This is a genomic window from Dactylosporangium sp. NPDC051087 (assembly GCF_055586325.1).
In genome coordinates, this window is record NZ_JBVJIJ010000045.1 from 1 (window position 1) to 21,090 (window position 21,090).

At 74.7% G+C, this 21,090-nt stretch carries 24 protein-coding genes; 4 read left to right on the plus strand and 20 right to left on the minus strand.

The genetic code is table 11. The features are described from left to right. Nucleotides 1–142: 142 nt before the first annotated feature. From ACZ6TV_RS49920 to uraD, 6 genes are read right to left on the minus strand one after another with little or no spacing between them, the layout of a single operon-like run. Nucleotides 143–1,489: an 8-oxoguanine deaminase gene (locus tag ACZ6TV_RS49920; RefSeq protein ID WP_465307802.1), complete on the minus strand. Its 1,347-nt coding sequence runs from the start codon at nucleotides 1,487–1,489 to the stop codon at nucleotides 143–145. Further along, entirely contained in the window at nucleotides 1,486–1,944 is a 459-nt protein-coding gene (locus ACZ6TV_RS49925; protein ID WP_465307804.1) for a (2Fe-2S)-binding protein, read from the minus strand. Before ACZ6TV_RS49925 ends, ACZ6TV_RS49920 begins: the two co-directional genes overlap by 4 nt. Beyond that, nucleotides 1,935–2,786: an FAD binding domain-containing protein gene (locus tag ACZ6TV_RS49930; protein ID WP_465307806.1), complete on the minus strand. Its 852-nt coding sequence runs from the start codon at nucleotides 2,784–2,786 to the stop codon at nucleotides 1,935–1,937. The genes ACZ6TV_RS49925 and ACZ6TV_RS49930 overlap by 10 nt, the downstream gene beginning before the upstream one ends. After that, entirely contained in the window at nucleotides 2,774–3,622 is an 849-nt protein-coding gene (pucL, locus tag ACZ6TV_RS49935) for a factor-independent urate hydroxylase (RefSeq protein ID WP_465307808.1), read from the minus strand. Before pucL ends, ACZ6TV_RS49930 begins: the two co-directional genes overlap by 13 nt. Nucleotides 3,623–3,625: 3 nt before the next feature. After that, a complete protein-coding gene (locus tag ACZ6TV_RS49940) occupies nucleotides 3,626–3,916 on the minus strand; it encodes a hydroxyisourate hydrolase (RefSeq protein ID WP_465307810.1) in 291 nt (96 codons plus the stop codon). Then, nucleotides 3,913–4,392: a 2-oxo-4-hydroxy-4-carboxy-5-ureidoimidazoline decarboxylase gene (uraD, locus tag ACZ6TV_RS49945; RefSeq protein ID WP_465307812.1), complete on the minus strand. Its 480-nt coding sequence runs from the start codon at nucleotides 4,390–4,392 to the stop codon at nucleotides 3,913–3,915. The genes ACZ6TV_RS49940 and uraD overlap by 4 nt, the downstream gene beginning before the upstream one ends. Nucleotides 4,393–4,530: 138 nt before the next feature. On the opposite strand from uraD, the gene ACZ6TV_RS49950 reads away from it, so the two are divergent. Beyond that, nucleotides 4,531–5,814 carry an ATP-binding protein gene (locus tag ACZ6TV_RS49950; RefSeq protein WP_465307814.1) on the plus strand — a complete coding sequence of 428 codons (1,284 nt, stop codon included), beginning with the start codon at nucleotides 4,531–4,533 and terminating at the stop codon, nucleotides 5,812–5,814. A gap of 173 nt (nucleotides 5,815–5,987) precedes the next feature. Here ACZ6TV_RS49950 and ACZ6TV_RS49955 read toward each other — a convergent pair whose 3' ends face one another. The 3 genes from ACZ6TV_RS49955 to ACZ6TV_RS49965 all read right to left on the minus strand — a co-directional run bounded on the left by ACZ6TV_RS49955 (nucleotide 5,988) and on the right by ACZ6TV_RS49965 (nucleotide 8,985). Next, entirely contained in the window at nucleotides 5,988–6,773 is a 786-nt protein-coding gene (locus ACZ6TV_RS49955) for a GNAT family N-acetyltransferase (protein ID WP_465307816.1), read from the minus strand. 48 nt (nucleotides 6,774–6,821) lie between these two features. Continuing rightward, entirely contained in the window at nucleotides 6,822–7,178 is a 357-nt protein-coding gene (locus ACZ6TV_RS49960; protein WP_465307936.1) for an ADP-ribosylation/crystallin J1, read from the minus strand. A 364-nt stretch (nucleotides 7,179–7,542) separates the two neighbouring features. Next, complete coding sequence (locus ACZ6TV_RS49965; RefSeq protein ID WP_465307818.1) at nucleotides 7,543–8,985, minus strand: MFS transporter; 1,443 nt, start codon at nucleotides 8,983–8,985, stop codon at nucleotides 7,543–7,545. A gap of 102 nt (nucleotides 8,986–9,087) precedes the next feature. Here ACZ6TV_RS49965 and ACZ6TV_RS49970 point away from each other — a divergent pair, with 102 nt between their 5' ends. Continuing rightward, nucleotides 9,088–9,468 (plus strand): MarR family winged helix-turn-helix transcriptional regulator, encoded by a 381-nt coding sequence (locus tag ACZ6TV_RS49970; RefSeq protein WP_465307820.1) that lies wholly within the window; start codon nucleotides 9,088–9,090, stop codon nucleotides 9,466–9,468. Between the two features lie 22 nt (nucleotides 9,469–9,490). On the opposite strand, the gene ACZ6TV_RS49975 is transcribed toward ACZ6TV_RS49970, so the two are convergent. From ACZ6TV_RS49975 to ACZ6TV_RS49990, 4 genes are all read right to left on the minus strand, one after another. Beyond that, on the minus strand, nucleotides 9,491–10,189 hold the full coding sequence (locus ACZ6TV_RS49975; protein WP_465307822.1) for a class I SAM-dependent methyltransferase: 699 nt from the start codon (nucleotides 10,187–10,189) through the stop codon (nucleotides 9,491–9,493). A gap of 293 nt (nucleotides 10,190–10,482) precedes the next feature. Continuing rightward, nucleotides 10,483–10,974 (minus strand): hypothetical protein, encoded by a 492-nt coding sequence (locus ACZ6TV_RS49980; RefSeq protein WP_465307824.1) that lies wholly within the window; start codon nucleotides 10,972–10,974, stop codon nucleotides 10,483–10,485. 79 nt (nucleotides 10,975–11,053) lie between these two features. Next, nucleotides 11,054–12,307 carry a sensor histidine kinase gene (locus tag ACZ6TV_RS49985; protein ID WP_465307826.1) on the minus strand — a complete coding sequence of 418 codons (1,254 nt, stop codon included), beginning with the start codon at nucleotides 12,305–12,307 and terminating at the stop codon, nucleotides 11,054–11,056. Then, nucleotides 12,304–12,996 (minus strand): response regulator transcription factor, encoded by a 693-nt coding sequence (locus ACZ6TV_RS49990; RefSeq protein WP_465307828.1) that lies wholly within the window; start codon nucleotides 12,994–12,996, stop codon nucleotides 12,304–12,306. Before ACZ6TV_RS49990 ends, ACZ6TV_RS49985 begins: the two co-directional genes overlap by 4 nt. Before the next feature lie 49 nt (nucleotides 12,997–13,045). Between ACZ6TV_RS49990 and ACZ6TV_RS49995 the strand changes: the two genes are divergently transcribed. Continuing rightward, nucleotides 13,046–13,543 (plus strand): hypothetical protein, encoded by a 498-nt coding sequence (locus tag ACZ6TV_RS49995; RefSeq protein WP_465307830.1) that lies wholly within the window; start codon nucleotides 13,046–13,048, stop codon nucleotides 13,541–13,543. Between the two features lie 122 nt (nucleotides 13,544–13,665). On the opposite strand, the gene ACZ6TV_RS50000 is transcribed toward ACZ6TV_RS49995, so the two are convergent. Then, nucleotides 13,666–14,538 (minus strand): LysR family transcriptional regulator, encoded by an 873-nt coding sequence (locus ACZ6TV_RS50000; protein WP_465307832.1) that lies wholly within the window; start codon nucleotides 14,536–14,538, stop codon nucleotides 13,666–13,668. Nucleotides 14,539–14,614: 76 nt separating this feature from the next. Here ACZ6TV_RS50000 and ACZ6TV_RS50005 point away from each other — a divergent pair, with 76 nt between their 5' ends. Then, nucleotides 14,615–15,349 (plus strand): CTP synthase C-terminal region-related (seleno)protein, encoded by a 735-nt coding sequence (locus tag ACZ6TV_RS50005; protein ID WP_465307834.1) that lies wholly within the window; start codon nucleotides 14,615–14,617, stop codon nucleotides 15,347–15,349. Nucleotides 15,350–15,409: 60 nt separating this feature from the next. Here the strand turns inward: ACZ6TV_RS50005 and ACZ6TV_RS50010 are convergent, their stop codons facing one another. The 6 genes from ACZ6TV_RS50010 to ACZ6TV_RS50035 form a co-directional block, all read right to left on the minus strand. Next, complete coding sequence (locus ACZ6TV_RS50010) at nucleotides 15,410–16,195, minus strand: endonuclease/exonuclease/phosphatase family protein (protein WP_465307938.1); 786 nt, start codon at nucleotides 16,193–16,195, stop codon at nucleotides 15,410–15,412. A 78-nt stretch (nucleotides 16,196–16,273) separates the two neighbouring features. Then, entirely contained in the window at nucleotides 16,274–16,990 is a 717-nt protein-coding gene (locus ACZ6TV_RS50015) for an alpha/beta fold hydrolase (protein ID WP_465307836.1), read from the minus strand. Nucleotides 16,991–17,292: 302 nt separating this feature from the next. Further along, nucleotides 17,293–17,928 (minus strand): CG0192-related protein, encoded by a 636-nt coding sequence (locus ACZ6TV_RS50020; protein ID WP_465307838.1) that lies wholly within the window; start codon nucleotides 17,926–17,928, stop codon nucleotides 17,293–17,295. A gap of 61 nt (nucleotides 17,929–17,989) precedes the next feature. After that, a complete protein-coding gene (locus ACZ6TV_RS50025; RefSeq protein WP_465307840.1) occupies nucleotides 17,990–19,054 on the minus strand; it encodes a hypothetical protein in 1,065 nt (354 codons plus the stop codon). A gap of 39 nt (nucleotides 19,055–19,093) precedes the next feature. Continuing rightward, on the minus strand, nucleotides 19,094–20,191 hold the full coding sequence (locus ACZ6TV_RS50030) for an amidase family protein (protein WP_465307842.1): 1,098 nt from the start codon (nucleotides 20,189–20,191) through the stop codon (nucleotides 19,094–19,096). A gap of 80 nt (nucleotides 20,192–20,271) precedes the next feature. Continuing rightward, nucleotides 20,272–21,081 carry an SGNH/GDSL hydrolase family protein gene (locus ACZ6TV_RS50035; protein ID WP_465307844.1) on the minus strand — a complete coding sequence of 270 codons (810 nt, stop codon included), beginning with the start codon at nucleotides 21,079–21,081 and terminating at the stop codon, nucleotides 20,272–20,274. Between the last annotated feature and the right edge of the window lie 9 nt (nucleotides 21,082–21,090).

A 21,090-nucleotide genomic window follows, 5' to 3' on the forward strand; every position in this document is an offset into this window, starting at 1 on the left:
TGCGGGCTGCGCAGGGTCGCACCCCACAGCATCCGGTCGGCCCACAGGTCGGAGGAGAACGCGAACTCGCCGGTCACCTTCAACGTCCCGTCGGGCCGCTGCGGCGACGTGCCGATGCCGCTGGCGGCCTGCACCGACGTCGTCATCGGGCCTCCCGGAGCTTGCGGGCGGCGCGGCCGAGGGCGGCCGCCACCGCCGTCTCGTCCACTGTGGACAGGTTGCCGTCCTGTACGACGGCGCGCCCGCCGACGAGCAGCAGCCGCAGCGGCGCGGGCGGCCCGAGGACGAGGGCCGCGACCGGGTCGTCGATGCCGGCGTGCCCGAGCCCGTCCAGCCGCCACAGCGCGATGTCGGCGAGCTTGCCCGCTTCCAGGGAGCCGAGCTCGTCGTCGCGGCCGAGGCACCGCGCGCCGCCGATGGTCCCGAGGGCCAGGGACTCGCGGGCGGTGAGCGCCGCCGGCCCGCCGCGCAGCCGGGCGAGGTACAGCGCCTGCCGCAGCTCCGCGCCGAGCTGCCCGGCCTCCTGCGAGGCGGCACCGTCGACGCCGAGCCCGACGGGGACGCGGGCGTCGAGCAGGTCGCGGACGGGGGCGATGCCGGCCCCGAGCCGCCCGTTGGAGCTGGGGCAGTGCGCGACGCCGGTGCCGGTCGCGCCGAGCTTCGCGATCGCGTCCTGGTCGAGGTGCACGGCGTGGGCGAGCCACACGTCGCCGCCGAGCCAGCCGAGCGACTCGGCGTAGTCGACGGGCGTGCAGCCGTGGACCTCCCGGCAGTACGCCTCCTCCTCGACGGTCTCGGCGAGGTGCGTGTGCAGCCGGACGCCCTCGGCGCGGGCCAGCTCGGCGGCCTCCCGCATGAGCCGCGGCGTGACGGAGAACGGGCTGCAGGGCGCGACCGCGATCCGCACCATCGCGCCCGGTGACGGGTCGTGGAAGCGGTCGATGGCGTCCTTCGTCGCGGCGAGGGCGGCGTCGGTGTCCTCGACGACGCTGTCCGGTGGCAGGCCGCCGTCCTTGACCGACAGGTCCATCGACCCGCGGCACGGATGGAACCGCAGGCCGACGGACGCGGCCGCGTCGATCTCCGCGGCGAGGACGTCGCCGCCGTCGCGGGGGAACACGTAGTGGTGGTCGGTGCTGGTGGTGCAGCCGGACAGCGCCAGCTGGGCGAGGCCCGCGGTGGCGGCGGCGTGCACGACGCCGGTGTCCAGCCTGGCCCAGACCGGGTACAGCTCGCGCAGCCAGCCGAACAGGATGTCCTGCTGCGCGTAGCCGCGGGTGGCCCACTGGTACAGGTGGTGGTGGGTGTTGACCAGGCCGGGCGTGGCGAGGCAGCCGGTGCCGTCGACCCGGGTCGCGCCGGGCGCGCCCTGGTAGCGGCCGGGTCCGACGGCGACGATCCGGTTGCCCTCGACGGCGATGTGCCCGTCGGTGTACTCGGTGCCCGCGCCGTCGACGGTCGCCACCGCGCAGTGCTCGATGACGATCATGCGCCGGCCGCCAGTCGCACCGCGGCGACGATGTTCTCGTAGCCGGTGCAGCGGCACAGGTTCCCGGCGAGCGCCTCGCGGATGTCGGGGTCGCTGGGTGCGGGGTTGCGGGCGAGGAGGTCGTGGACGGCGACGACGAGCCCGGGCGTGCAGAATCCACATTGGACCGCGCCGGCGTCGAGGAACGCCCGCTGCACCGGGTCGAGCCCTCCGGCGTCCGGGAGGCCCTCGACGGTCCGCACGTCGCGGTGCTCGGCCTGGCCGGCGGCGACGAGGCACGCGCAGACCGGGGTGCCGTCGAGGTAGACGGTGCAGGAGCCGCACTCCCCCTGCTCGCAGGCGTTCTTCGAGCCGGGCAGGCCGAGGCGTTCGCGCAGCACGTAGAGCAGGCTCTCCCCCGGCCACACGTCGTCGGCCTGGCGGGCTTCGCCGTTAACGGTCAGGTTCACGCGCATCGGTGCTCCTCCCAGGCCCAGCGCAGGGTGCGGCCGCCGAGGACCGCGAGGGCGTGCCGCCGGTAGGCGGCGCTGCCGCGCACGTCGTCGATCGGCCGGGCCGCGGCGCCGACGAGCTCGCCGAAGCGGCGGATCAGGGGTTCGGGCAGTGGCGCCGGATCGTCCCAGGGCAGTTCGGCGGACAGGGACTCCGCCTCGGCGGCGCGCAGTGGTGTCGGCCCGGCCGAGCCGATCCCGGTGCCGACGCGGCGCCGGGAGGCGTCGAGGGTCAGGGCGAACGAGCAGACCGCGATGACCATCGCGTTGCGGGTGCCGACCTTCGCGAACTGCTGCGGCCCGGCGGCCGGCGGCACGAGGAACGCGGCGATGAGCTCGTCGGGCGCCAGGACGCTGCGTTTGGGGCCCTGGAAGAACTCCGCGACGGCGACGGTGCGGGCGCCGCGGACCGAGGCGACCTCGACCTCGGCCCCGGCGGCGAGCAGCGGCGGGTGCGCGTCGCCGGCGGGTGAGGCCGAGCCGAGGTTGCCGCCGACGGTGCCCCGGTTGCGGATCTGCGGCGATCCGACGGTCCTGGCCGCCATCGCCAGGCCGGGCAGGCGCCCGCCCAGCTCGTCGATGATCCTGCGGTACGTGACGCCGGCGCCGACCCGCAGCCGGTCGCCGTCGGTGGCCCACTCGGTGAGCGGCCCGACCCGGGTCAGGTCCAGCAGGGCGGGCGGGCGGCGGCGGTCGAAGTTGAGCTCGACCATGACGTCGGTGCCGCCCGCGATCGGCACCGCGTCGGGATGTTCGGCCTTCGCGGCGAGGGCCTCGTCCCAGGTGGACGGTCTCAGAAACTCCACACGACCTCCTCGGCGACGTCGTCGTCGCGCCGGACGGTGCCTTCGATCAGCCCGTAGGGCCGGTCGGCGGCGAAATACACCTCATTGGGGTTGTCGAGCCCGAACGGGGTCAGGTCGACCAGGAAGTGGTGCCGGTTTGGCAGCGACAGCTTCACCTCCACGACCTCTGGGCAGGCGGCGAGGACCCGGGAGCCCATGGCGAACAGCGTCTGCTGCAACGCGAGGCTGTGGGTGTCGGCGAACGCCTCCAGGAGCGCGGCGCGGGCGTCGGCGAACGCCGCACCGGTGTGCCGCCAGGTGGCGTTCACGCTGGTGGCGAGGATCCGGTCGCGGGTCTCCGGCAGCGTGGTGTAGCCGTCCTTGACGTAGCCGTGGAACTCCGAGTCGGTCGTCTTGAGCAGCACCAGGTCACGGACCCCGGACACGACCTGGGTGCCGTCCGCGTCGGCGTGCACCCGCGCGGTGCGGATCTCGCCGCCGTCGCGGCGGAACGTGTGCCTGCCGTCGACGGGCTGCCACGGATACTGCTCGACGGTGACCCGGGCGCCGTGGATGCTCGGCTGCGACTCGACGAAGTGCCGGGCGAGCCGGGTCGCGAACGACTCGATGTCGTCGATGCCGTGCTCGCGGGCGAACGCGTAGACGGTGTTCTTCTGCGTGTCGGTCGGCAGGACCGCCCCGTTGTCGCCGGTGAGGTGGCTGGCGGCGAGGTCGCCGCGCAGGGCGACGCTGACGTTGAGGTCGGTGAGCCCGTCGCCGTCCGGGCCGCGGGTCACGCGCACGATGCGGGTCTCGGCCTTGCCGTACTGGTTGGGTCCGAGCGAGAAGGTCGGCACGGCTCAGCTCCCCCGGTAGGTCGAGTATCCGAACGGGCTCAGCAGCAGCGGTACGTGATGGTGCCGCTCGTCGGCGACGGTGAAGACGATCGTGACCTCGGGGAAGAAGTCGGACGCGAAGCCGGTGGCGAGGACGAGCCGGTGCCGCCCGGCTGCGAGCGGCGCGTCGTGACGCCACCGGCCGTCCGCGTCGGTCACCCCCTCGTGCGCGTCCGTCGGGGTCTCGAGCCGCACCGGTACACCGGCGACGGCCAGACCTCTGGAGGTGTCGAGGACATGCGTGGAGAAACTCACGCCACGAGCCGTTCCAGGCGCAGCTCCACGATCTTGCGCAGCTCACCGCGGACGACCTGGCGCTCGGTCTCCTCGTCGTTGCCGAGCCTGCCGCGCGCCGCGGCGAGGATCTCGGGCGCCGTCTTGCCGCTGGCGAAGATGAGGAACAGATGGCCGAAGCGTTCCTCATAGGCCCGGTTGGCCGCGGCGAGCTCCTCGTCGGCGCCCTCGACACGTGCCTGCTCGCGGCGCGACCAGGCGGCCTCGGCGCTGTCGCCGGCGGGGCGCTCGCCGATGCGGGGGTGCGCGGCGAGGACCCCGGCGAGGTCCTGCCAGGTCAGCGCGTCGAACTCGGCGACGCCGGTGACGACGACGTCGGCGGATGTGGGATACGGGCGGTGGTCGGCCACCCTGGCGGCCCAGCCGGGGGAGGCACAGCAGGCCATCAGGGCCTCCTGCGCCGCGGCGGGCGGCAGACCGTTGAACCGGTCGAGCATGGCCCCCCTCTCACTATCTTCGGCACCCTACTCCGGAGATGTTTCATGTCTAGACCTGTCCAGTATCCCCTTTTTGTCCGTCCCGGCCAGCGGCTTCTCCGCGCTGCTGCTTTCGCTCGTGCGTGGCAGACTCGAAACATGCAGCTGCGACCGGAGATCGAGCTCATCGAGGTGTCGGGCCGCTCGCTGCGCATCGTCGACGCGCACCTCATCAAGGCCGGCCCGATCGGCCACGACCTGCCCGACCGCGGCGTGTCGCTGACCGCCGGCGCCGACGGGTACACGGCCCGCTGGTCACGCAACTCGGTCAGCCTGCCGGGCATCGCCCGCGCGTTCGTCGGCGGCGCCGCGGGCGGGGCACTGTTCCGTCTGCTCGGCCTGCCCGGCGCGGTGCTCGGCGCGGTCATCGCCGTCGGCCTGGCCCGCACCGCCCGCGAGCGCCCCACGACCGTGCCCGACCCGACCGTCACCGTCGCCGAGGACGGCCCCGACCTGGTCCTGCGCTCCGCCGACCTGCCGTCGCTGGTGTTCGCCGTGATGGACCTGACCGGCGCGACCGGCCCCGTCACCGTGAGCCCCGCACCGGCGGTCGCCGAGCTGACCGACGGCGGCTCGGAGTCCGTCCGGCTCGACGACGTCGGCGGCCTGGAGGAGGTCGTCGCGCAGTTCCGCGACGTGGCCGTGTCGTTCCACCACCCCGAGGTCATGGCCCGCTGGGGCGCCACCCGGCCGCAGGGCATCCTGCTCTACGGCCCGCCCGGCACCGGCAAGACGATGCTCGCCCGGGCCCTGGCCAACGAGATCGGCGGCGAGCTGCGCGAGATCCGCACCCCGGAGATCCTCGACAAGTGGGTCGGCAACTCCGAGAAGAACATCCAGCGGATCTTCGCCGACGCCCGCCGCCTGCGCCACCCGACCGTCCTGCTCTTCGACGAGTTCGACTCCATCATCAGCTACACCGGCGCCGCCTTCGACGCCGCCGGCCAGATGATCAACGCGGTGGCGGGCATCTTCAAGCAGGAGATGAACACCCTCATCGAGCACAACCCCAACGTCATCGTGGTGGCCACCACCAACTTCCCCGACCGGGTCGACGCCTCGCTCATCCGCTCGGGCCGCTTCGACCTGAAGCTGGCGGTGCCGCCACCGGGCCCGTCGGCGCGCGCCGACATCCTCGCGAAGCTCCTGCGCCGCCTCATCGCCCGCCACGAGGTCGGCGGCTTCCGCCTGTTCGCCGACGACATCGACGTGCAGGCCCTCGCGTCCGCCTCCACCGGCCTGACCGGCGCCGACTTCAAGGAAGCGCTCCGCCGCGCCCAGCTCGACAAGGCGATGCACGAGGCCCGCCAAGGTCGCCCGCCGTCCCCGATCACGCAGGCCGATCTGCTTGCCGTTCTGGCAGGTGTACGCCCAGCCTCCTGACCCCCGCGCTCCGCGCGCCCGGCCCGGCCTTGACCCCGGCCGCCTTCCGCCGCCGACCCTCCACCCGGTGCGTCAAGCCCCGCGCCCGAGGTGGCACGCAGGGACGACAAACGAACGCTGTCGTGGTGGCCGGTTGCGGCAAGCCGAGCCGGCCGCATTCCGCCGTGTGGCACTCAGGGACTACGGACGAACGGTGTCGTGGTGGCCAGTTGCAGGAAGCCGAGCCGCTGGAGGATCGGGCGGCTGTCGGCGGACGCGTCCACCTGCAGGTAGCGGTAGCCGGCCGCGGCGGCGAGGGCGGCCCGGTGCGCGACGAGGGCCCGGAAGACGCCGCGGCCGCGCCACTCGGCGACGGTGCCGCCGCCCCACAGGCCGGCGAACCCGGTGCCGCCGTGGAACTCGACCCGCCCCGCGCAGATGGGCCGGTCGCCGGCCATGACGACCGCGGCGGCGATGGAGCCGGGCCGGTCGGCGATCCGGGCGAGGAGGTCCCTGCCGACCCGGGAGTGGTCGCCGCCGAAGACCTCGTCGTGCACCTGGACGAGCAGGTCGACACCGGCCGCGTCGGTGACCGGCAGCAGCGTCGTCCCCGCCGGGAGGGACACGTCCAGCGCGAGGCCGGCGACCTCGGCGAAGAGCAGCCCCTCGACCGGGTCGGGCTCGAACCCGGCGGCGAGGAGCCGTTCCGGCAGGTCGGCGGGGCGGTCGTGGGAGTAGTGCTTCCACTCCCACGGCTGGCCGACCCTGCCGAACCGCCGGATCTGCGCGGCGATGACCGCGTCGGCGTCGAGGCCGTCGAGGTCGCACCAGGAGATGCCGTGCCAGCCGTCGCTCGACGAGACGACCCGCACGATGCCGGGCTCCCGCTCCACGACGGAGCCGGTGCCGGCGCCGACGCCGACGCTGGGCTCCTGGCGGATCTTCCGGTCGTACAGCGCAAGCACCTGCTGGGGGTCCACGCCTCAAGACCACACCTTCACGCAGCGGCGTGCAAGCGGTTTGCGGCGTCAGCCGGTGTACGTGCCGACGACCTCGATCTCCCCGACGAGGTGCGCGTTGACGGCGTCGACGTCCTCCGCCGGGATCCACAGTTCGAGGACGTCCCCGCCACCGGCCCGCCTGGTGACGTACCGCCGGGCGAACGCCGTCGCGACCCGGAATCGCGTGACGTGCCCGGTCCCGGCCGCCGGCACGTTCCACTCGCGGGCGATCCGCACGGCGTACGCCTCGTTGAGGACCGGGTAGAAGATCGGCTGGTCCGGCAGGCGCGGCGGCCAGCGGCGCCGGCCGGCGGCCTCGACCAGACGCAGCTCCTCCGGCCCGACGGGACGCCACAGCGTGGTGGTGCCGTCCGGGTTCTCCACCCGCCCGTGCAGCAGGTGCTCCACGAGCCGGCCCACCTCCGCGCCCACGGCGAGCCCAGCGGACCCGGCTAGCGCGGCAGACCCAGCGGGCGCGACCGGCGGGGCAACCGTCGGGTCGGTGAGGTCGTCGATCAGGACGGCAGCGACGGGTTCGCCGGCGAGCCAGCGCAGCGCCGCCGCGTCGTCCGGGTCCGAACGGTCGACGAGCCGGTCGAGGGCCGTCGCGTCCAGGTCGTAGACGGCGGTGCCGGCGGTGTGCCCGCACACCTCCGTGAGCGCCGCCGGCCAGCCGGCATCGGCCCGGACGAACTCGCCGCCGGCCGGGCCGATGCCGTATGCCTTCACCACGCGGGACAGTGTCGCATCACGCGTGCCGTCCCCGCCTCGCGTTTCGGGGCCGGGCGAGGACCGGCGCGAGGCTCAGCGCCAGGCCCACGAGGGCGACGCCGGTGACGAGGTTGACGCCGGGGTGGAACTGGGTGAAGCCGCCGGCGCCCGAGCCGCCGGTGGCGACGAGGGCGGTGACCGCCGCAAGGATGAGGGCCGCGCCGACCTGGCCGGAACTCTGCACCAGACCTGAGGCGAGACCCTGCTCCGCGTCGGCGACGCCGTCGGTCGCCTGGGCCATGATGGAGCTGAAGCCGAACGCGAAGCCGCCGCCCAGCAGCAGCATCGCCGGCAGGATCGCGACCAGGTAGTGCGGCGCGCTGCCGGCGGTGAGCAGGAACCAGCCGTAGCCGAGGCTCATCGACAGCATCGAGGCGACGATGAGGCGTGGCGTGCCGTGCCGGTCGATGAGCCGGCCGACGAAGGGCGACCCGAACGCGACGAGAAGGCCGGCGGGCAGCAGGGCCAGTGCCATGCGCAGCGGCGACCAGTGCAGCACGCCCTGCAGGTACAGCGTCATCATGAACTGGAAGCTCAGGTATGAGCCGAACAGGGCGACCATGCTCAGGTTGGCCCGCACGATCGGGCCGCTGCGCAGGATGCCCAGGCGGATGAGCGGGTGCGCGGCGCGCCGCTCGACGAGGACGAAGCCGGCCAGCAGCGCGGCGGCGACGACGGCGGACCCGAGCGTCACCGGGTCGAGCCAGCCACGGTCGGGCGCGGACACCACGGTGTAGACCGCGAGGAGCGTGCCGCCCACGAGGGTCGCGGCGCCGGCAAGGTCGTGCCCGCCGTCGGAGGCGGGCTCGTCCCTGGGGATGAGGACGTAGCCCGCGACCAGCGCGGCGAGGGCGAGCGGCACCGGGATCAGGAACGTCCACCGCCAGCCGACGCTGGTCAGCAGGCCGCCGAGGATGAGCCCGGAGCTGTAGCCGCTGGCGCCGAAGACGGAGAAGACCGACAGCGCCCGGTTGCGGGCCGGTCCCTCGTGGAACGTGGTGGTGAGGATCGACAGGGCGGTCGGCGCGGTGAACGCGGCGGCGAGGCCCTTCACGAAGCGGGTGGCGATGAGCAGGGTGCCGTCGTCGACGAGCCCGCCGACGAGGGACGCGACGGCGAAGACGCCGAGCGCGGCGAGGAAGACGCGGCGGCGGCCGAGCAGGTCGGCGGTGCGCCCGCCGAGCAGGAGCAGGCCGCCGTACCCGAGGACGTACCCGTTGACGATCCACTGCAGCGAGGTGGTCGACAGGCCGAGCTCGGCGCCGATGGACGGCAGGGCGACGCCCACCATCGACACGTCGAGGCCGTCGAGGAACAGCACGGCGCAGAGCACCGCGAGGACTCCCCACAGTCGCGGGGTCATCGTCGCGTGGGTCTCCGGCGCGGTGGTCGTGCCTGGAGCCGGGAGGGTCGTAGTCACCCGACGGACACTAGATGCGCGTGCATTCAATGTCCATGCACTAATTGCAGATGCATTTAATGTAGGTGCATCCAGGTGTGGTACCGGAGTAGGATGCGCGGCATGACGTCGCAGGAGGCGCTTGTCGAGCACTGGCGCTCGCTGCTGACCAGCTACAACGAGGTCGCGTGCCATCTGGAGCGGGCGCTGTCGGACGCGCACGGGCTGAGCATGAGCGAGTTCGAGATCCTCGACCGGCTGGTCGCGCAGCAGTGTGAGAAGCGCCGCATGCAGGACCTCGCCGCCGACATGTATCTCAGCCAGAGCGCCCTGTCCCGGGCGGTCGCCCGCCTGGAGAAGAGCGGCCTCGTGGCGCGGGCGCTGTGCGAGGCCGACCGCCGCGGCGTGTTCGTGACGCTCACCGCCGAGGGGCTGCGGCGCCACACGGCCGCGCGGGAGACCCACCTCGCGGTGCTCGCAAGTCACCTGCAGGTCGGCCGCTGAGCAGTGCGGCGGGTGCCGTGCTTCAGGACACCCGGCGGTAGTAGGAGTGGACGGCGGGCTGGCCGGTGTAGTTCGCGCCGGCCTTGTCGTCGGCGCCGAGGTATTCGTACGGCAGCGTGACGTCGCCGCGGTCGTCCCGGCCGATCCTGCGGCGCCGCCCGTCGTAGTTGAACCCGGCGTCGCGCAGGTGCGCGGCGAGGCGCCGCCCCGCGGGCCGGCCGTCCTCCAGGCGGATGCTGTCGAGGTCGATGTCGGCGACGAGCCTGCCGCCGCCGGTCAGCCACCCCGCGGCCGCGGCGAGCAGCCCGAGCTTGTCGCCGACGTAGTGCAGGCCGTGCACGCTGGTGATGAGGTCGTACAGCCGGTCAGGCTTCCAGTCCGCCACCGACGCGGTCGTCAGGCGCAGCCACGGCACGTCCGGCGCCGGGTCGAACGCGTCGACGAGGTCCACCCCGTGGACGAGGACCCGGTCCTCCACCCCGGCGGCGTGCAGCCTGGCGGCGGCCTCGACCAGCGCCCGCCCCGTCCCGCAGCACAGGTCGAGCCACGCGACGGTGTCCGGCGCGCCGGTCACCGACACCAGCGGCAGGAGCGCCTCCACCGGGTTGAACCCCAGCTCACGGTCATAGCCGTTGACCCCGGCGAGGGCGCGCTCGCGGTTCATCGCGGAGTTGGCCACCACTGCCGAGCCGGCGAGCGTGTCGTCATCGAGCAGGGTCACCGAGCCATGATCGCAACCAGGACCCGCGAAGCCAACACCGTTCCGCCCTTCCAGCACCCCTCGCCCGCCGTCCGGTCTCGTCCTGTGGGACGACTCCCCCCCCGCCATTGCCTTGTGACCCGCTTGCGGCGGCGGATCAGCCCTGCCCGTGCCAGATGTTCCGCATCCCGCCCGCCGTCCCGCACCATGGGACACCCCGGCCCGCACGACGGCACCGAAGTGATCACCAGCGATGCCTGCGCGCCGCCGAGCCGCCCGCCGCCGCCGGTGGCGGCGGGCGGCGGGCGGGGAGATCAGCGCCTGCCGCCGTGGTCGTCGCCCACGTCGTGACCCGGGCCGTCGTCGGAGCCGTGACCGCCGCTGCCGTGGTCGTCGCCCACGTCGTGGCCGGGGCCGTCGTCCGAGCCGCCGCGCCCGCTGCCGCCGTGACCGGACCGGCCGCTGCCGGATCCGCTGCCGGATCCGCTGCCCGAGCCGCTGTTGCCCGAGCCGCCGGTACGGTTGCCGCCGTGGTCGTCGGCGGACGGGGAGGCCGAGGCCGTCGGGTTGCCGCCGTGGTCGTCCGTCGAGGCGGAGGCCGACGGGGACATGGTCGGGTCGTCGCTGGACGGCGACGCCGAGGGGTCACCGCCGTGGTCGTCCGCGGACGCCGACGCGGACGGGCTGTCCGAAGTGGACACCCGGGCCGGGCGGTCGTCGCCCGAGGGGCCGGACGCGGCGAGCGCCGTGCCGCCGGCGGCCAGGGCAACCGTCACGGTCGCTGCGATGATGAGGACCTTGCGCATGTCGTACACCTCCGTGGTTGTGCTGCGTTTGCAACAACCACGTTCCCGGGCGCGGCGATATCGGGGCGCTGTGGCAACCCTAAGGTTCGGTTAACGCGCTCAGCGTGACCGTGACCCGGGCGCCGCCGAGCGGTGAGCGGTCCACCGTGAGGGTGCCGCCGGCCGTACGCCGGGCGATGTCCAGGCCGAGTCCCGTGGAGCCGGCCCCGCTCACGCCACGGGCACCGGCGGCCGGGTCGAAGCCGGGACCGGCGTCCTGCACGGTGAGGACCCGGTGGCCGTCGAGCGTCACGGCGACCGCGACGCCCTCGTCGGTGTGCGCGAAGACGTTGCCCAGCAGGGCGTCGACGCACGCGGCGAGGTCGGCGGCGGAGACCGCCACGGGCAGCGGGCCGTCCGGCAGGTCCGTCGTGACCGGGCGGCCCTGGTCCTCGGCGAGCACCGTCCAGAAGCGGACCCGCTCGGCGACGACCTCGGTCGCGTCGCAGGCCGGCACGTCCCGCTCGCGGCGGGCGTCCTCGATGACGGCGGTGACCGCCAGGTCCAGGGCGGCGACGTGCGCGAGGATCCGGTCCGCGTCGGCCTCGTCGCGCAGGCCCTCGGCGTCCAGGCGCAGCGCGGTCATCGGGGTCCGCATGCGGTGCGACAGGTCGGCGACGCGTTCGCGTTCGGAGCGCAGGAGGTCGCGGATGCGGGCGGCGAGCTGGTTGAGGGCCGCGGCGACCGCCCGCACCTCCGGCGGCCCGGCCGTGGCCGGCGCCCGGCGGTCGAGGTCACCGCCGGCCAGCGCGTCGGAGACCGCGGCGAGGGTGCGGATCGGGCGGACGACCATGACGGCGAGCCGGTCCGCGACGGCGACGCCGACGGCGAGCAGGACGACACCGAGCAGTGTGAGCACCAGCCACGCGCGGGCAACGCCCTTGCGCAGCTCGGCCCGCGGCACGAAGACGCGGATGACGGCCGTCCCCTGCGGCAGGCCCTGCACGGCGACGAGCACCTCCCGGCCGTCCGGGTGCTCGACGGAGAAGGTGCCGGACCGGGCCGCGAGCGACACCCCGGGGGTCCTGCCGGCGGCCGGGCCGACGACGGCACCGTCAGGGAGGTACACCGTGACCGGGCGGGACACGTCGACGTTGACCTGCTCGACGGCGAGACGCAGCGACTGCGGGTCGGCGGTGGCGACGAGGACGCCGAGGGACTGCGCCTGCGTCATGGCGGCCGACACGGCCCGGTCCGCGGCGACGCCACGCAGCAGCAGCGCGAGGGGCACGAGGAACGCGAGCAGCACCAGCGTCATCGCCGCCGCGACCAGCAGCGCCAGCCGCCACCTCATCGCTGCAGCCCGAACTTGACGCCGACGCGGCGGACGGTGTGCAGGCGGCGCGGCTCCTGCGCGGTCTCCCCCAGCTTGCGGCGCAGCCACGACAGGTGCACGTCGACGGTCTTGTCCGCCGTCGTGTACGGCACCTGCCACACCTCGGTCAGCAGCTCCCGCTTGCCGACGACCTCACCGGCGCGGGAGACCAGGTGGTACAGCAGGTCGAACTCGCGCGGCGTGAGGTCCAGCGGCCCGCCGTCGAGGGTCGCGGTCCTGGCCCGCGGGTCGATGCGGACCCCGTCGACGTCGAGCGCCGGATCTCGTTCGGGTGCGGACGGTCCACCGTCGGCGCGGCGCAGCACCGCGCGGATGCGGGCGTCGATCTGTTCGGCGCCGTACGGCTTGACGACGTAGTCGTCGGCGCCGGCGTCCAGGGCGCGGACCATCTCGCCCTCGGTGCGTCTCGCGGTGACGACGATGATGGGCACGCGGCTCACGGCGCGCAGCATCCGCAGCACCTCCCGGCCGTCCAGGTCGGGCAGGCCGAGGTCGAGCAGGACGACGTCGGGCGCCTCGGCGACGGCGAGCTTGAGCCCGTCCATGGCGGTCGCGGCGGGCACGACGACGTGCCCGCGCCCGGTCAGCGCGCGCACGATGCCCGTCCGGATGGTCCCGTCGTCCTCCACGATCAGCACCTTCGCCATAGCCCGAGGTTAACCATGCCTTAGCGATCGGCGGTGGATAGTGGTGTACATGTCGACGACGTTGCTCCGCCGGTGGGTCCTCGCGGGTGGCGCCTGGCTGCTGACCGTCGCCCTGGCCACGGCCCTGGCGACGGGCGCGGTCGGGTCGATGCGGCAGGGCATCTTCGGCACGTCGGACGCACCGTACAGCGAGGCGGACGTCGACGCGCTGCTGGCCGCGGCGTCCGCCGCCCCCGTGCCGCCGTCCACGTCCCCGGGTTCCGCCGCGCCGTCCACGCCGTCCGCACCGCCCTCGTCGGCGGGGCAGGGCGGGGTCGTGCGGGCCCTGACGACCCCGGGCGGGACGATCGTCGCGGTGTGCGAGGCGGGCCTGGTGACGCTGCGGTCGTGGACGCCGGGCTCCGGGTTCGAGAGCGACCACGTGGAGCGGGGTCCGGCGGCGGTCGCGTCGCTGCGGTTCAAGGCCCGCAGCGGCGGCGCCGACGTCCGCGCCCAGGTCACCTGCGCCGGCACCGAGCCCAACCTCACCGTCACCGGCGACGACTGAGCGCCCCGCCCACGCCCCGGTCCCGCTGACGGTTCACGCCGGACAGCACGGCATCATGCGGCGGACGGACGGACGGACGGCGTTCCGGCGTGTGAAGGCGAAGGCCGAGCGGGCGCCCCCGGTCACGGCCGGAAGGCGTCGGCGAGGGCTCTGGCCGGTGGGGTGAGCGAGCCGTGCACGAGCTCCGTCCGATGGACGAGCCGGGGCACGGAGACCGGGACGCCGACGACGCCCGGATGGGTCAACGGGCCGGGCAGCAGCACCAGGCCCGCGCCGGCCGCGACCAGCTCCAGCAGGCCGCCGGTGTCGGTGCCCGGATAGGCGAACCCGTCGCGGAAGCCGCCGCTGTGGGCGAGGGCCCGCAGTTGCGGCAGCGGCGTGGCGACGTCGGGGGCGTCGATCCACGTCGCGTCGGCGAGCTCTGCAAGCCCGATGCGGCGGCGACCGGCGAGGGGATGACCCACCGGGAACACCGCCACGGCGGTGGACTCGGCCAGGACCGACGACACCAGCTGACCCGCGTCGGGCAGCGGCAACGGGTCGCTGGGCGCGGTCACGCCGTCGACGAGCCCGACGTCGAGCGTGCCGGTCGCGACCCCGGTGGCCACCGCGTCGCGCCCGGCGACCAGCAGCGTGAACCGGACGCGGGGCATGGCCCGCTGCACCGAGGCCAGCACCGCCGCGGCGCGGGCGCTGCCGGCGCACGGGGTCGCGCCGAGCACGACGGTCGCGGCGGGCTCCCCCGCCAGCCGGGCCACGTCGGCGCGGGCCGCGCTCAGCCGCAGCAGGATCGGACCGGCGTGCTCGAGCAGCCGCGCGCCCGCGTCGGTCGGCGCGACGGGACGCCGGTGCAGCAGCGCGGTGCCCAGGTCGGACTCCAGCGCGGCGATCTGCTGCGACACGGCGGACTGCGTGTAGCCCAGCTCCCGTGCGGCCTCGGAGAACGAGCCCGAGCCCGCGACGGCGACGAACGTGCGCAGCAGGTGCGGGTCCACGACATCAGTATCGCTTATCGCGGTACGCACATCAGTTGTTGGACTGATGCCCTCCTCCAGGAGGAGAGTGAAACGCATGGCACCGACCCGCACCGCCCGTGTCGCCCTCGTCGGCGACCGCTCTCCGCACGTGCGTTCCCACACCAGGATTCCCGGGCTCCTCGAGGTGCTGCGCGCACAGCACGGGATCGGCGTCGACGCGTACTGGATCCCGACCTCCGACGCCGAGGCGACGGACCTCGCCGGGTTCGACGGGATCTGGCTGCTGCCGGGGAGCCCGTATCTCAGCGAGGCGGGCGCCCTGCACGCGGTGCGGGTCGCCCGTGAGCACGGCATCGCGTTCCTCGGCACGTGCGGCGGCTTCCAGCATCTGCTGCTGGAGTTCGCCCGCACCGTCTGCGGCATCGCCGACGTCCACCACGGCGAGTCCGACCCCGGCGCCTCACCGCAGCTGATCGTGCCCCTGGCGTGCTCACTCGTCGGCCACGAGGGCGCGGTCCACCTGACCCCCGGCTCCCTCGCCGAACGCGTCTTCGGCGTGGAGCGGTCCGTCGAGCGCTATCACTGCGCGTACGGGCTGGACCACAGCTACCTGCCGGAGCTCACCAGGCACGGGCTGCGCTTCACCGGCTTCGACGACAGCGGCGAGGTCAGGGTCGCCGAGCTGGACGGCCACCCGTTCCTGATGGGCACCCTGTTCCAGCCGGAACTCGCCGGCGACGGCTCCCGCTGCCACGTCGTCATCCGCGCCTTCGCCGAGGCCGCCGTGTCCGTCGCCGCCCACCGACCCGTACGCACGCCGGCGCGCTGACCCGGCGCCTGGCGTCCGGCTGGCACCGCTGCCGTTCAGGCGTCCGGCGGCGGTGGCGTCTCAGCTGAGGTCGGCGACGACGGCGAAATGGTCCGACGGCCAGACGCCGTCGCGCGGCTCGGTGCCGGCCAGGTGGACGCCCTGGACGACGCCGCGCCCGCCGCCCCGCAGCCCGGCCAGCACGTAGTCGATCCTGGCGCTCGGAGCGCCGTGCTCAGCGGCGTGCGGGTTGCGGCGGTCCCAGGTCCAGCCGGGTTCGCCGCCGCCGGTGTACCGCCACGCGTCGACCATCACGAGTCCGGGCACGACCGGCGCGGTCAGGTGGCCGCCGGCGCGGCGCATCTCGTCGGAGTCCGGCTCGGCGTTGAAGTCGCCGGTGAGCACCGGCGGGTGACCGTCGGCGCGGTGCGCGGCGACGAACGGCATGAGCCGCTCGACCTGCGCGCAACGGTCCGCCGAACCGTCCGGCTTCGAGTCCAGATGGGTGGTGAACACGGGCACCGGCCCGCCGGGCGCGTCGACCCGGGCGTGCAGCACAGTGCGGCCCTCACCGCCGAGGTCGCCGATCGCGGTCGCGGCGATCGCCCACCGGCTGAGCACCGCGTTGCCGACGTCGACGCCCGTGTCGCCGATGCGGTCGTGCCAGCGCCGCGGCGCCGGCGACGGACTGTACGCCCAGTGCATGCCCAGCTCCCGCGCCAGCACCTCGACCTGATGCTCGCCGCCGTGGACCGCCCAGGCCTCCTGCAGGCAGCACACGTCGGGCTCCTCGGCCCGCAGCGTCGCGAGGATCGCACCGTGCCGGGCCCGCCAGTCGCCGAACCGCCACCAGACGTTCCAGGTCATGATCCGCACCGGGCCGATCGTAGATCAGTGCCGGCCGATCGGAACGGAACCGTCGACGCCCAGCGCAGCGGCGTGTCCTCACCGCAGGGCGGCGATGACCGGCAGGAGTGCGGCGGGGTCTTCGACGTGGGCGTTGTGGCCGAGGCCGGGGAGGTCGACGGGCTCCCGGACCAGCGCGGCGAGCTGTTCCCGGCTGACCATCCGGTCGTGCTCCCCGCGGGCGAGGACGACCGGGACCGGCGCGGCGGCGAGGAGGGCGGCGACGCCGGGCTCGCCGACGGCGAACGTCCGCGGGTCGTGCGTGCTCCGCCAGCCGTCGCCGTCCCGGACGACCGCCGCGCCGGGCGCGTCGTCCTTGAGACCGACGAGCCCTGCGACCCGCTGGAAGCGGGTTGCGGCCTCCTCGCGGGTCGGGTGGATGATCGGCGGCTTCCGGGCGACCGCGGCCGCGCGGCCGAGCTCGTCCCGGGTCCAGGCGACCTTGACGCCGAGCCCGACGACGGCACGCACGCCGGGCAGCTGGGCCAGGTGCAGGCCGACCACCCCGCCGAACGAGTGCCCGACGACGACGGTCCCGCGCGGGTCGACCAGCGGGGCGACGGCGTCGGCGACCCCGGCGAACGTGTACCCGTCCAGCCACGCCGAACCACCGTGCCCCGGCAGGTCGGGTGCCACCCACGCGCAGTCGAGGAGCGCGGTCAGGTCGTCCCACACGTCGGCGGTGGCGCCGAGGCCGTGCAGGAGGAGCACCGCCGGGGTGCCGGAGCCGCCACGGAGCACGCGAAGTTCGGTCACCCCGACAGCATCCCGCACGGAAGCGCCGCCGTGGGTGACCCGCCACCCGCCCGCCGGGTGAACGGGTGGCCGGGGCAGGCGATCCGGGTCCACAGCCGCACGGGGTGCCGCGCCATTGCGAACGCGACAGACCCGCACGGGGTGCCCGGCGGCGGGCGTCCACATCGGACCGTCCGGGGATCATGCGTCGAGGAACGGCCCGGCGTGGTCGAAGCTGGCCGCCGCGGGTGCGGCGGCCACCAGGGGCCAGACGATGCGCTTGACCTTCTACATCCCGCCGGACACGCACGCCGGCGGAGGGTTCACCGCATGGTGGCGTACGCGAGGAGGCGCGGTGCCGTGCTGCCCTCCCACGTGGCGGTGAGGGTCGGCGCGGAAGGCGCGACGTCCGGGTCGTCCTGGAGGACCCTGAACACGGTCAGGTCCAGCACGTCGGTTGCGATGACGGACGGGTCCCCGTCATCCACGCGGACGACGCCGGTGACGGCGGCGGCCGGTGAGGAGGAACCGGAGGCGGTGGTCTGCACGTCGCTGGGGCGGGACCGGCGGACGCCGTCGACCTCGAACTCCTCCACCGCCTGGGCGGCGCCGGTCAGGATCGTGTGGGCGAGCGTGGCGGCGTAGACGGGGTCGCCGGTCGCGTCGTACACCCACCGGCGGCCGAGGACCGAGTGCTCGGTCGTGCCGACGAGCCACCGGTCGGCGCCGTCGAGCGGGGCGCCGCGGTAGGTGAGCGGGATCTGCAGGACCGGCCCGTCGCCGGCCCGCACGAGCATCGTCTCGACGCCGACCTCGCCGGCGGGGTCGTCGAACCGGAACGCGCCGACCTTCGCCAGGACGGGGTCCGCCGGTCCGGTGTACCAGACCCGGCCCGGCAGCCACGCGGTGAGCAGTTCGAGCTTGCTGGGCGTCAGGTCCGCCCGGTGCAACAGCGCCATGATCGCATGCTACCGACGGCCCGTCCGAAGAAAGGCGGGCGCACCACGGCAGCGGGCCGGGTCAGCCCGCAGACGAAGGCGACGGCGGCGAAGACGGCGACGGCGACGGCGAGATGGCGCAGTCGTCGCCGATGTCCAGGGTGTGGTCGGGCTTCAGGTAGGCGTCGAGGTCCTCCGTGTCGGCCGGGCCCCGCACGTCGGCGGCGCTCTCCTTGAACGGCGCCAGCATCCCCTTGCGCGCGGCGGCGCAGTCGATCCAGGCCAGGTACCCGTCGCTGTGCCCGACCCACATCCCCTTGTCGCCGGCCCTGAGGCGGGCCGTGGCGGGGAAGTCCCAGCGGACCTCGTCGTGCGCGGCGGCGAGGGGATGGCCGGGGTTGCCGGTGAAGGCGTAGACCCAGACGAAGTTCGTGGTGATCTGCAGCGTCTGCAGGCCGTCGACGGACACGGACGCGAACGTGACCCGCCCGCTGACCCGCACCTCCTCGGCCGCGTCGAGGCGGGCGGACGGGTCGATCCAGGTGGCGAGGGTACTGAACGTGCTGCGGTCGAACCAGGGCCTGATGTTGGACGCCGAGTTGGGGGCGAGCAGCGCCAGGAACGGGGCGGGGTCGTGGCCGGTGAGCATCCGCTGGTCGAGGCGGGCGGCGACGAGCGCCGTGCGGACCTGTCGCAGCGCCGCGTCGACCTGCGCGGCGGTGAACCCGGTGACCGCGGTCGCCGCCGGCAGGGTGATGCCGGCCTCACCCTTCGGGTAGGTCGCGGCGGCGGTGCCCTCGAAGGGGTCGGTGGGCGCGGCGCTCGCCGTCGTGGTGACGGTGACGCCCGACGGCACCGCCTGCGTGGCATAAACGGCGGCGGAGTCGGTGTCCGCAGAGGCGGAGCCCGGCAGGTGGGTGCGGATCGCCGGCAGCGCGGCGGCGAGCAGGACCACGGCGACGGCGGCGCTGAGGAACCAGGCGACGGTCCGCGCCCGCTCGGAGCGGAACCGGAACGCCAGGCCGAGCCGGCGTCGCCGCTCCGCCCGTTTCGCCCTCCGCTCGGCCTCTTTGGCCCAGTCTTCCATGCCGTCGAAGGGGTCGCTCATCATCTGCTCCGGGCCGAGGGGTGGCGGCACAGTATGCACGACACCCCACATCGGCGATGCCCCCGGCAAAGACCAGGATCAGGCGAGGGCGAGCAGCCCGCGGTCGTGGCCGGGCGGCGCGATGACGGCGAGCCCGGCGGGCGGGACCGCCGAGGTGGGGACGGAGACGCTCGGCAGCCCGTAGGCGCTGGCCGGCACCGAGCACCGCAGCGTGTCCCGCCGCCACGTGTCGCGCGCGGTGAGGCTCAGGTCGCGCGGGTGGCCGGGCCCGCCGGCCGGCAGGACCAGCCACGCGTCGCGGTCGGCGAGCTGGTCGAGCAGCTGCGCCCGCAGCCCGGCGATGAGCGAGCGGGCGGCGGCCTCCTCGTCGGCGGTGACGGCCGCGCCGAAGCGGAAGCGGTCCTCGACGTCGACGCCGAGCGCGCGGGGGTGCGCGGCGATCCAGGCGCCGTGCGCCCGCCACGCCTCGGCGGCCTGCACCCGGCGGAACGCCAGCAGCAGCGGGTCGGGATCGTCCCAGGTGGACAGTGTGACGGTCGAGACCGGCAGGCCGAACTGGGAGGCGTCGACGCCGTCGACGGTGAGCAGCCGCGCCGGCGGGTCCGACGGGCCGTCGGGCAGCAGCACGGAGCCGACGAGGGTCAGGTTCGCGGCGGTGGCGGTGATCCAGCCGACGGTGTCGAACGACGGCGCGAGCGGCAGCACGCCGTCGGTGGGCACGGCGCCGTGGGTGGGGCGCAGCCCGAACAGGCCGCAGCACGACGCGGGGACCCGGATCGAGCCGCCGGTGTCGGTGCCGAGGCCGATGTCGGCGTGGCCGGTCGCGACCGCGGACGCGGGGCCGCTGGAGGAGCCGCCGGTGACGAGCTCCGGCGCGGCCGGGTTGGGCGGCGCACCATAGTGGACGTTCGTGCCCGAGAGCGAGTAGGCGAGCTCGTCGGTGTGCACGATCCCCTGGACGACCGCGCCGGCGGCGCGCAGCCGGGCGACGGCCGGGGCGTCCTCGGCGGCGGGCAGGGCGGACGCGAGCCAGGTGGGGTTGCCGCCGCCGACGGCGAAGCCGGTGACCTGGAACAGGTCCTTGACCGCGAGCCGCAGGCCGTCGAGCGGGCCGTGGCCGGTCGCCGGGGCGAGGGGCATCCCCTTCACCCGCCACACCGAGGGATCCGCGGTCATCCGTCGCCTCCTGCGTCCCGGCAGGCCGCCGCGACGCCGCGGCGGACCGTGATGAGCCTAGCGCCGAATCCGCGGGGCCGTCACCAGTCCGGCGGGCCGAGCCATGTCGCTTTGGCGAGGGCGTTCTGCCCGGCCGAGTTCGGGTGGAAGAAGTCCTGCGCGACGACCATGTCGAGGGTGAAGGCGACCCGGTGCGCGGCGCCGCCGTCGTCCTTGCACCGTGCGCCGTAGGCCTTGCAGGCGGCGGTGAGCTGGCTGTTGTACGCATCGACCCGCGTCCCGAACGCCTTGCGGCGGGCCACGTCGGCGGCCGCCGTGGAGGTGGGCGCGGCGAGCAGCGCCTGGCAGATCCCGAGCGACCAGGCCTTCACCGCGACCTGGCTGGTGTGCCCGACCTCCCACAGCCGGTTGACGTCGGGGATGCTGACGACCAGGACGCGGGCCTGCGGCAGGCCCGCCTTCAGCACGGCGAGGGCGTCGTCGACCTGGCGGCGGAACGTGTCGACGGGGGTCATCGCGTCGAGGGTGGGCCGGCAGGCGTCGTTGGCGCCGATGAGGATCGTGACGTAGGCGGCCTTCGCGGTGACCGCGGTGCGGGCCTGCGCGGCGAGCGCGTCGGCCCGGGCGCTGCCCTGGGCGGAGTTGACCCCGCGGAGGCCCGGGCTGGTCCCGCGCAGCCGCCGGTAGTGGCTGTCGACGCGGGTGCCGTCGCCGGTCGACCACGAGTTGCGCGGGCACGGCGACGGCGCGAGGCAGGAGGCGAACGCGGTGGTGAGCGAGTCGCCGAGGGCGACCATGGTCGTGGTCGTGCCGCCGGACGGGGCCGGGTCCGCGGTGGCGCCGCCCTCACACGCAAGGGCGAGGGCCGCGAGGGCGGCCAGCCCGAACACCCAAAGTCG

What these genes read in the sequence shown, in the direction of transcription:
- ACZ6TV_RS49920 (WP_465307802.1), bottom strand. Translation starts at nt 1,489, where the DNA reads ATGATCGTCATCGAGCACTGCGCGGTGGCGACCGTCGACGGCGCGGGC.
- ACZ6TV_RS49925 (WP_465307804.1), bottom strand. Translation starts at nt 1,944, where the DNA reads ATGCGCGTGAACCTGACCGTTAACGGCGAAGCCCGCCAGGCCGACGAC.
- uraD (WP_465307812.1), bottom strand. Translation starts at nt 4,392, where the DNA reads ATGCTCGACCGGTTCAACGGTCTGCCGCCCGCCGCGGCGCAGGAGGCC.
- ACZ6TV_RS49950 (WP_465307814.1), top strand. Translation starts at nt 4,531, where the DNA reads ATGCAGCTGCGACCGGAGATCGAGCTCATCGAGGTGTCGGGCCGCTCG.
- ACZ6TV_RS49970 (WP_465307820.1), top strand. Translation starts at nt 9,088, where the DNA reads ATGACGTCGCAGGAGGCGCTTGTCGAGCACTGGCGCTCGCTGCTGACC.
- ACZ6TV_RS49980 (WP_465307824.1), bottom strand. Translation starts at nt 10,974, where the DNA reads ATGCGCAAGGTCCTCATCATCGCAGCGACCGTGACGGTTGCCCTGGCC.
- ACZ6TV_RS49985 (WP_465307826.1), bottom strand. Translation starts at nt 12,307, where the DNA reads ATGAGGTGGCGGCTGGCGCTGCTGGTCGCGGCGGCGATGACGCTGGTG.
- ACZ6TV_RS49990 (WP_465307828.1), bottom strand. Translation starts at nt 12,996, where the DNA reads ATGGCGAAGGTGCTGATCGTGGAGGACGACGGGACCATCCGGACGGGC.
- ACZ6TV_RS49995 (WP_465307830.1), top strand. Translation starts at nt 13,046, where the DNA reads ATGTCGACGACGTTGCTCCGCCGGTGGGTCCTCGCGGGTGGCGCCTGG.
- ACZ6TV_RS50005 (WP_465307834.1), top strand. Translation starts at nt 14,615, where the DNA reads ATGGCACCGACCCGCACCGCCCGTGTCGCCCTCGTCGGCGACCGCTCT.
- ACZ6TV_RS50010 (WP_465307938.1), bottom strand. Translation starts at nt 16,195, where the DNA reads ATGACCTGGAACGTCTGGTGGCGGTTCGGCGACTGGCGGGCCCGGCAC.
- ACZ6TV_RS50020 (WP_465307838.1), bottom strand. Translation starts at nt 17,928, where the DNA reads ATGGCGCTGTTGCACCGGGCGGACCTGACGCCCAGCAAGCTCGAACTG.
- ACZ6TV_RS50030 (WP_465307842.1), bottom strand. Translation starts at nt 20,191, where the DNA reads ATGACCGCGGATCCCTCGGTGTGGCGGGTGAAGGGGATGCCCCTCGCC.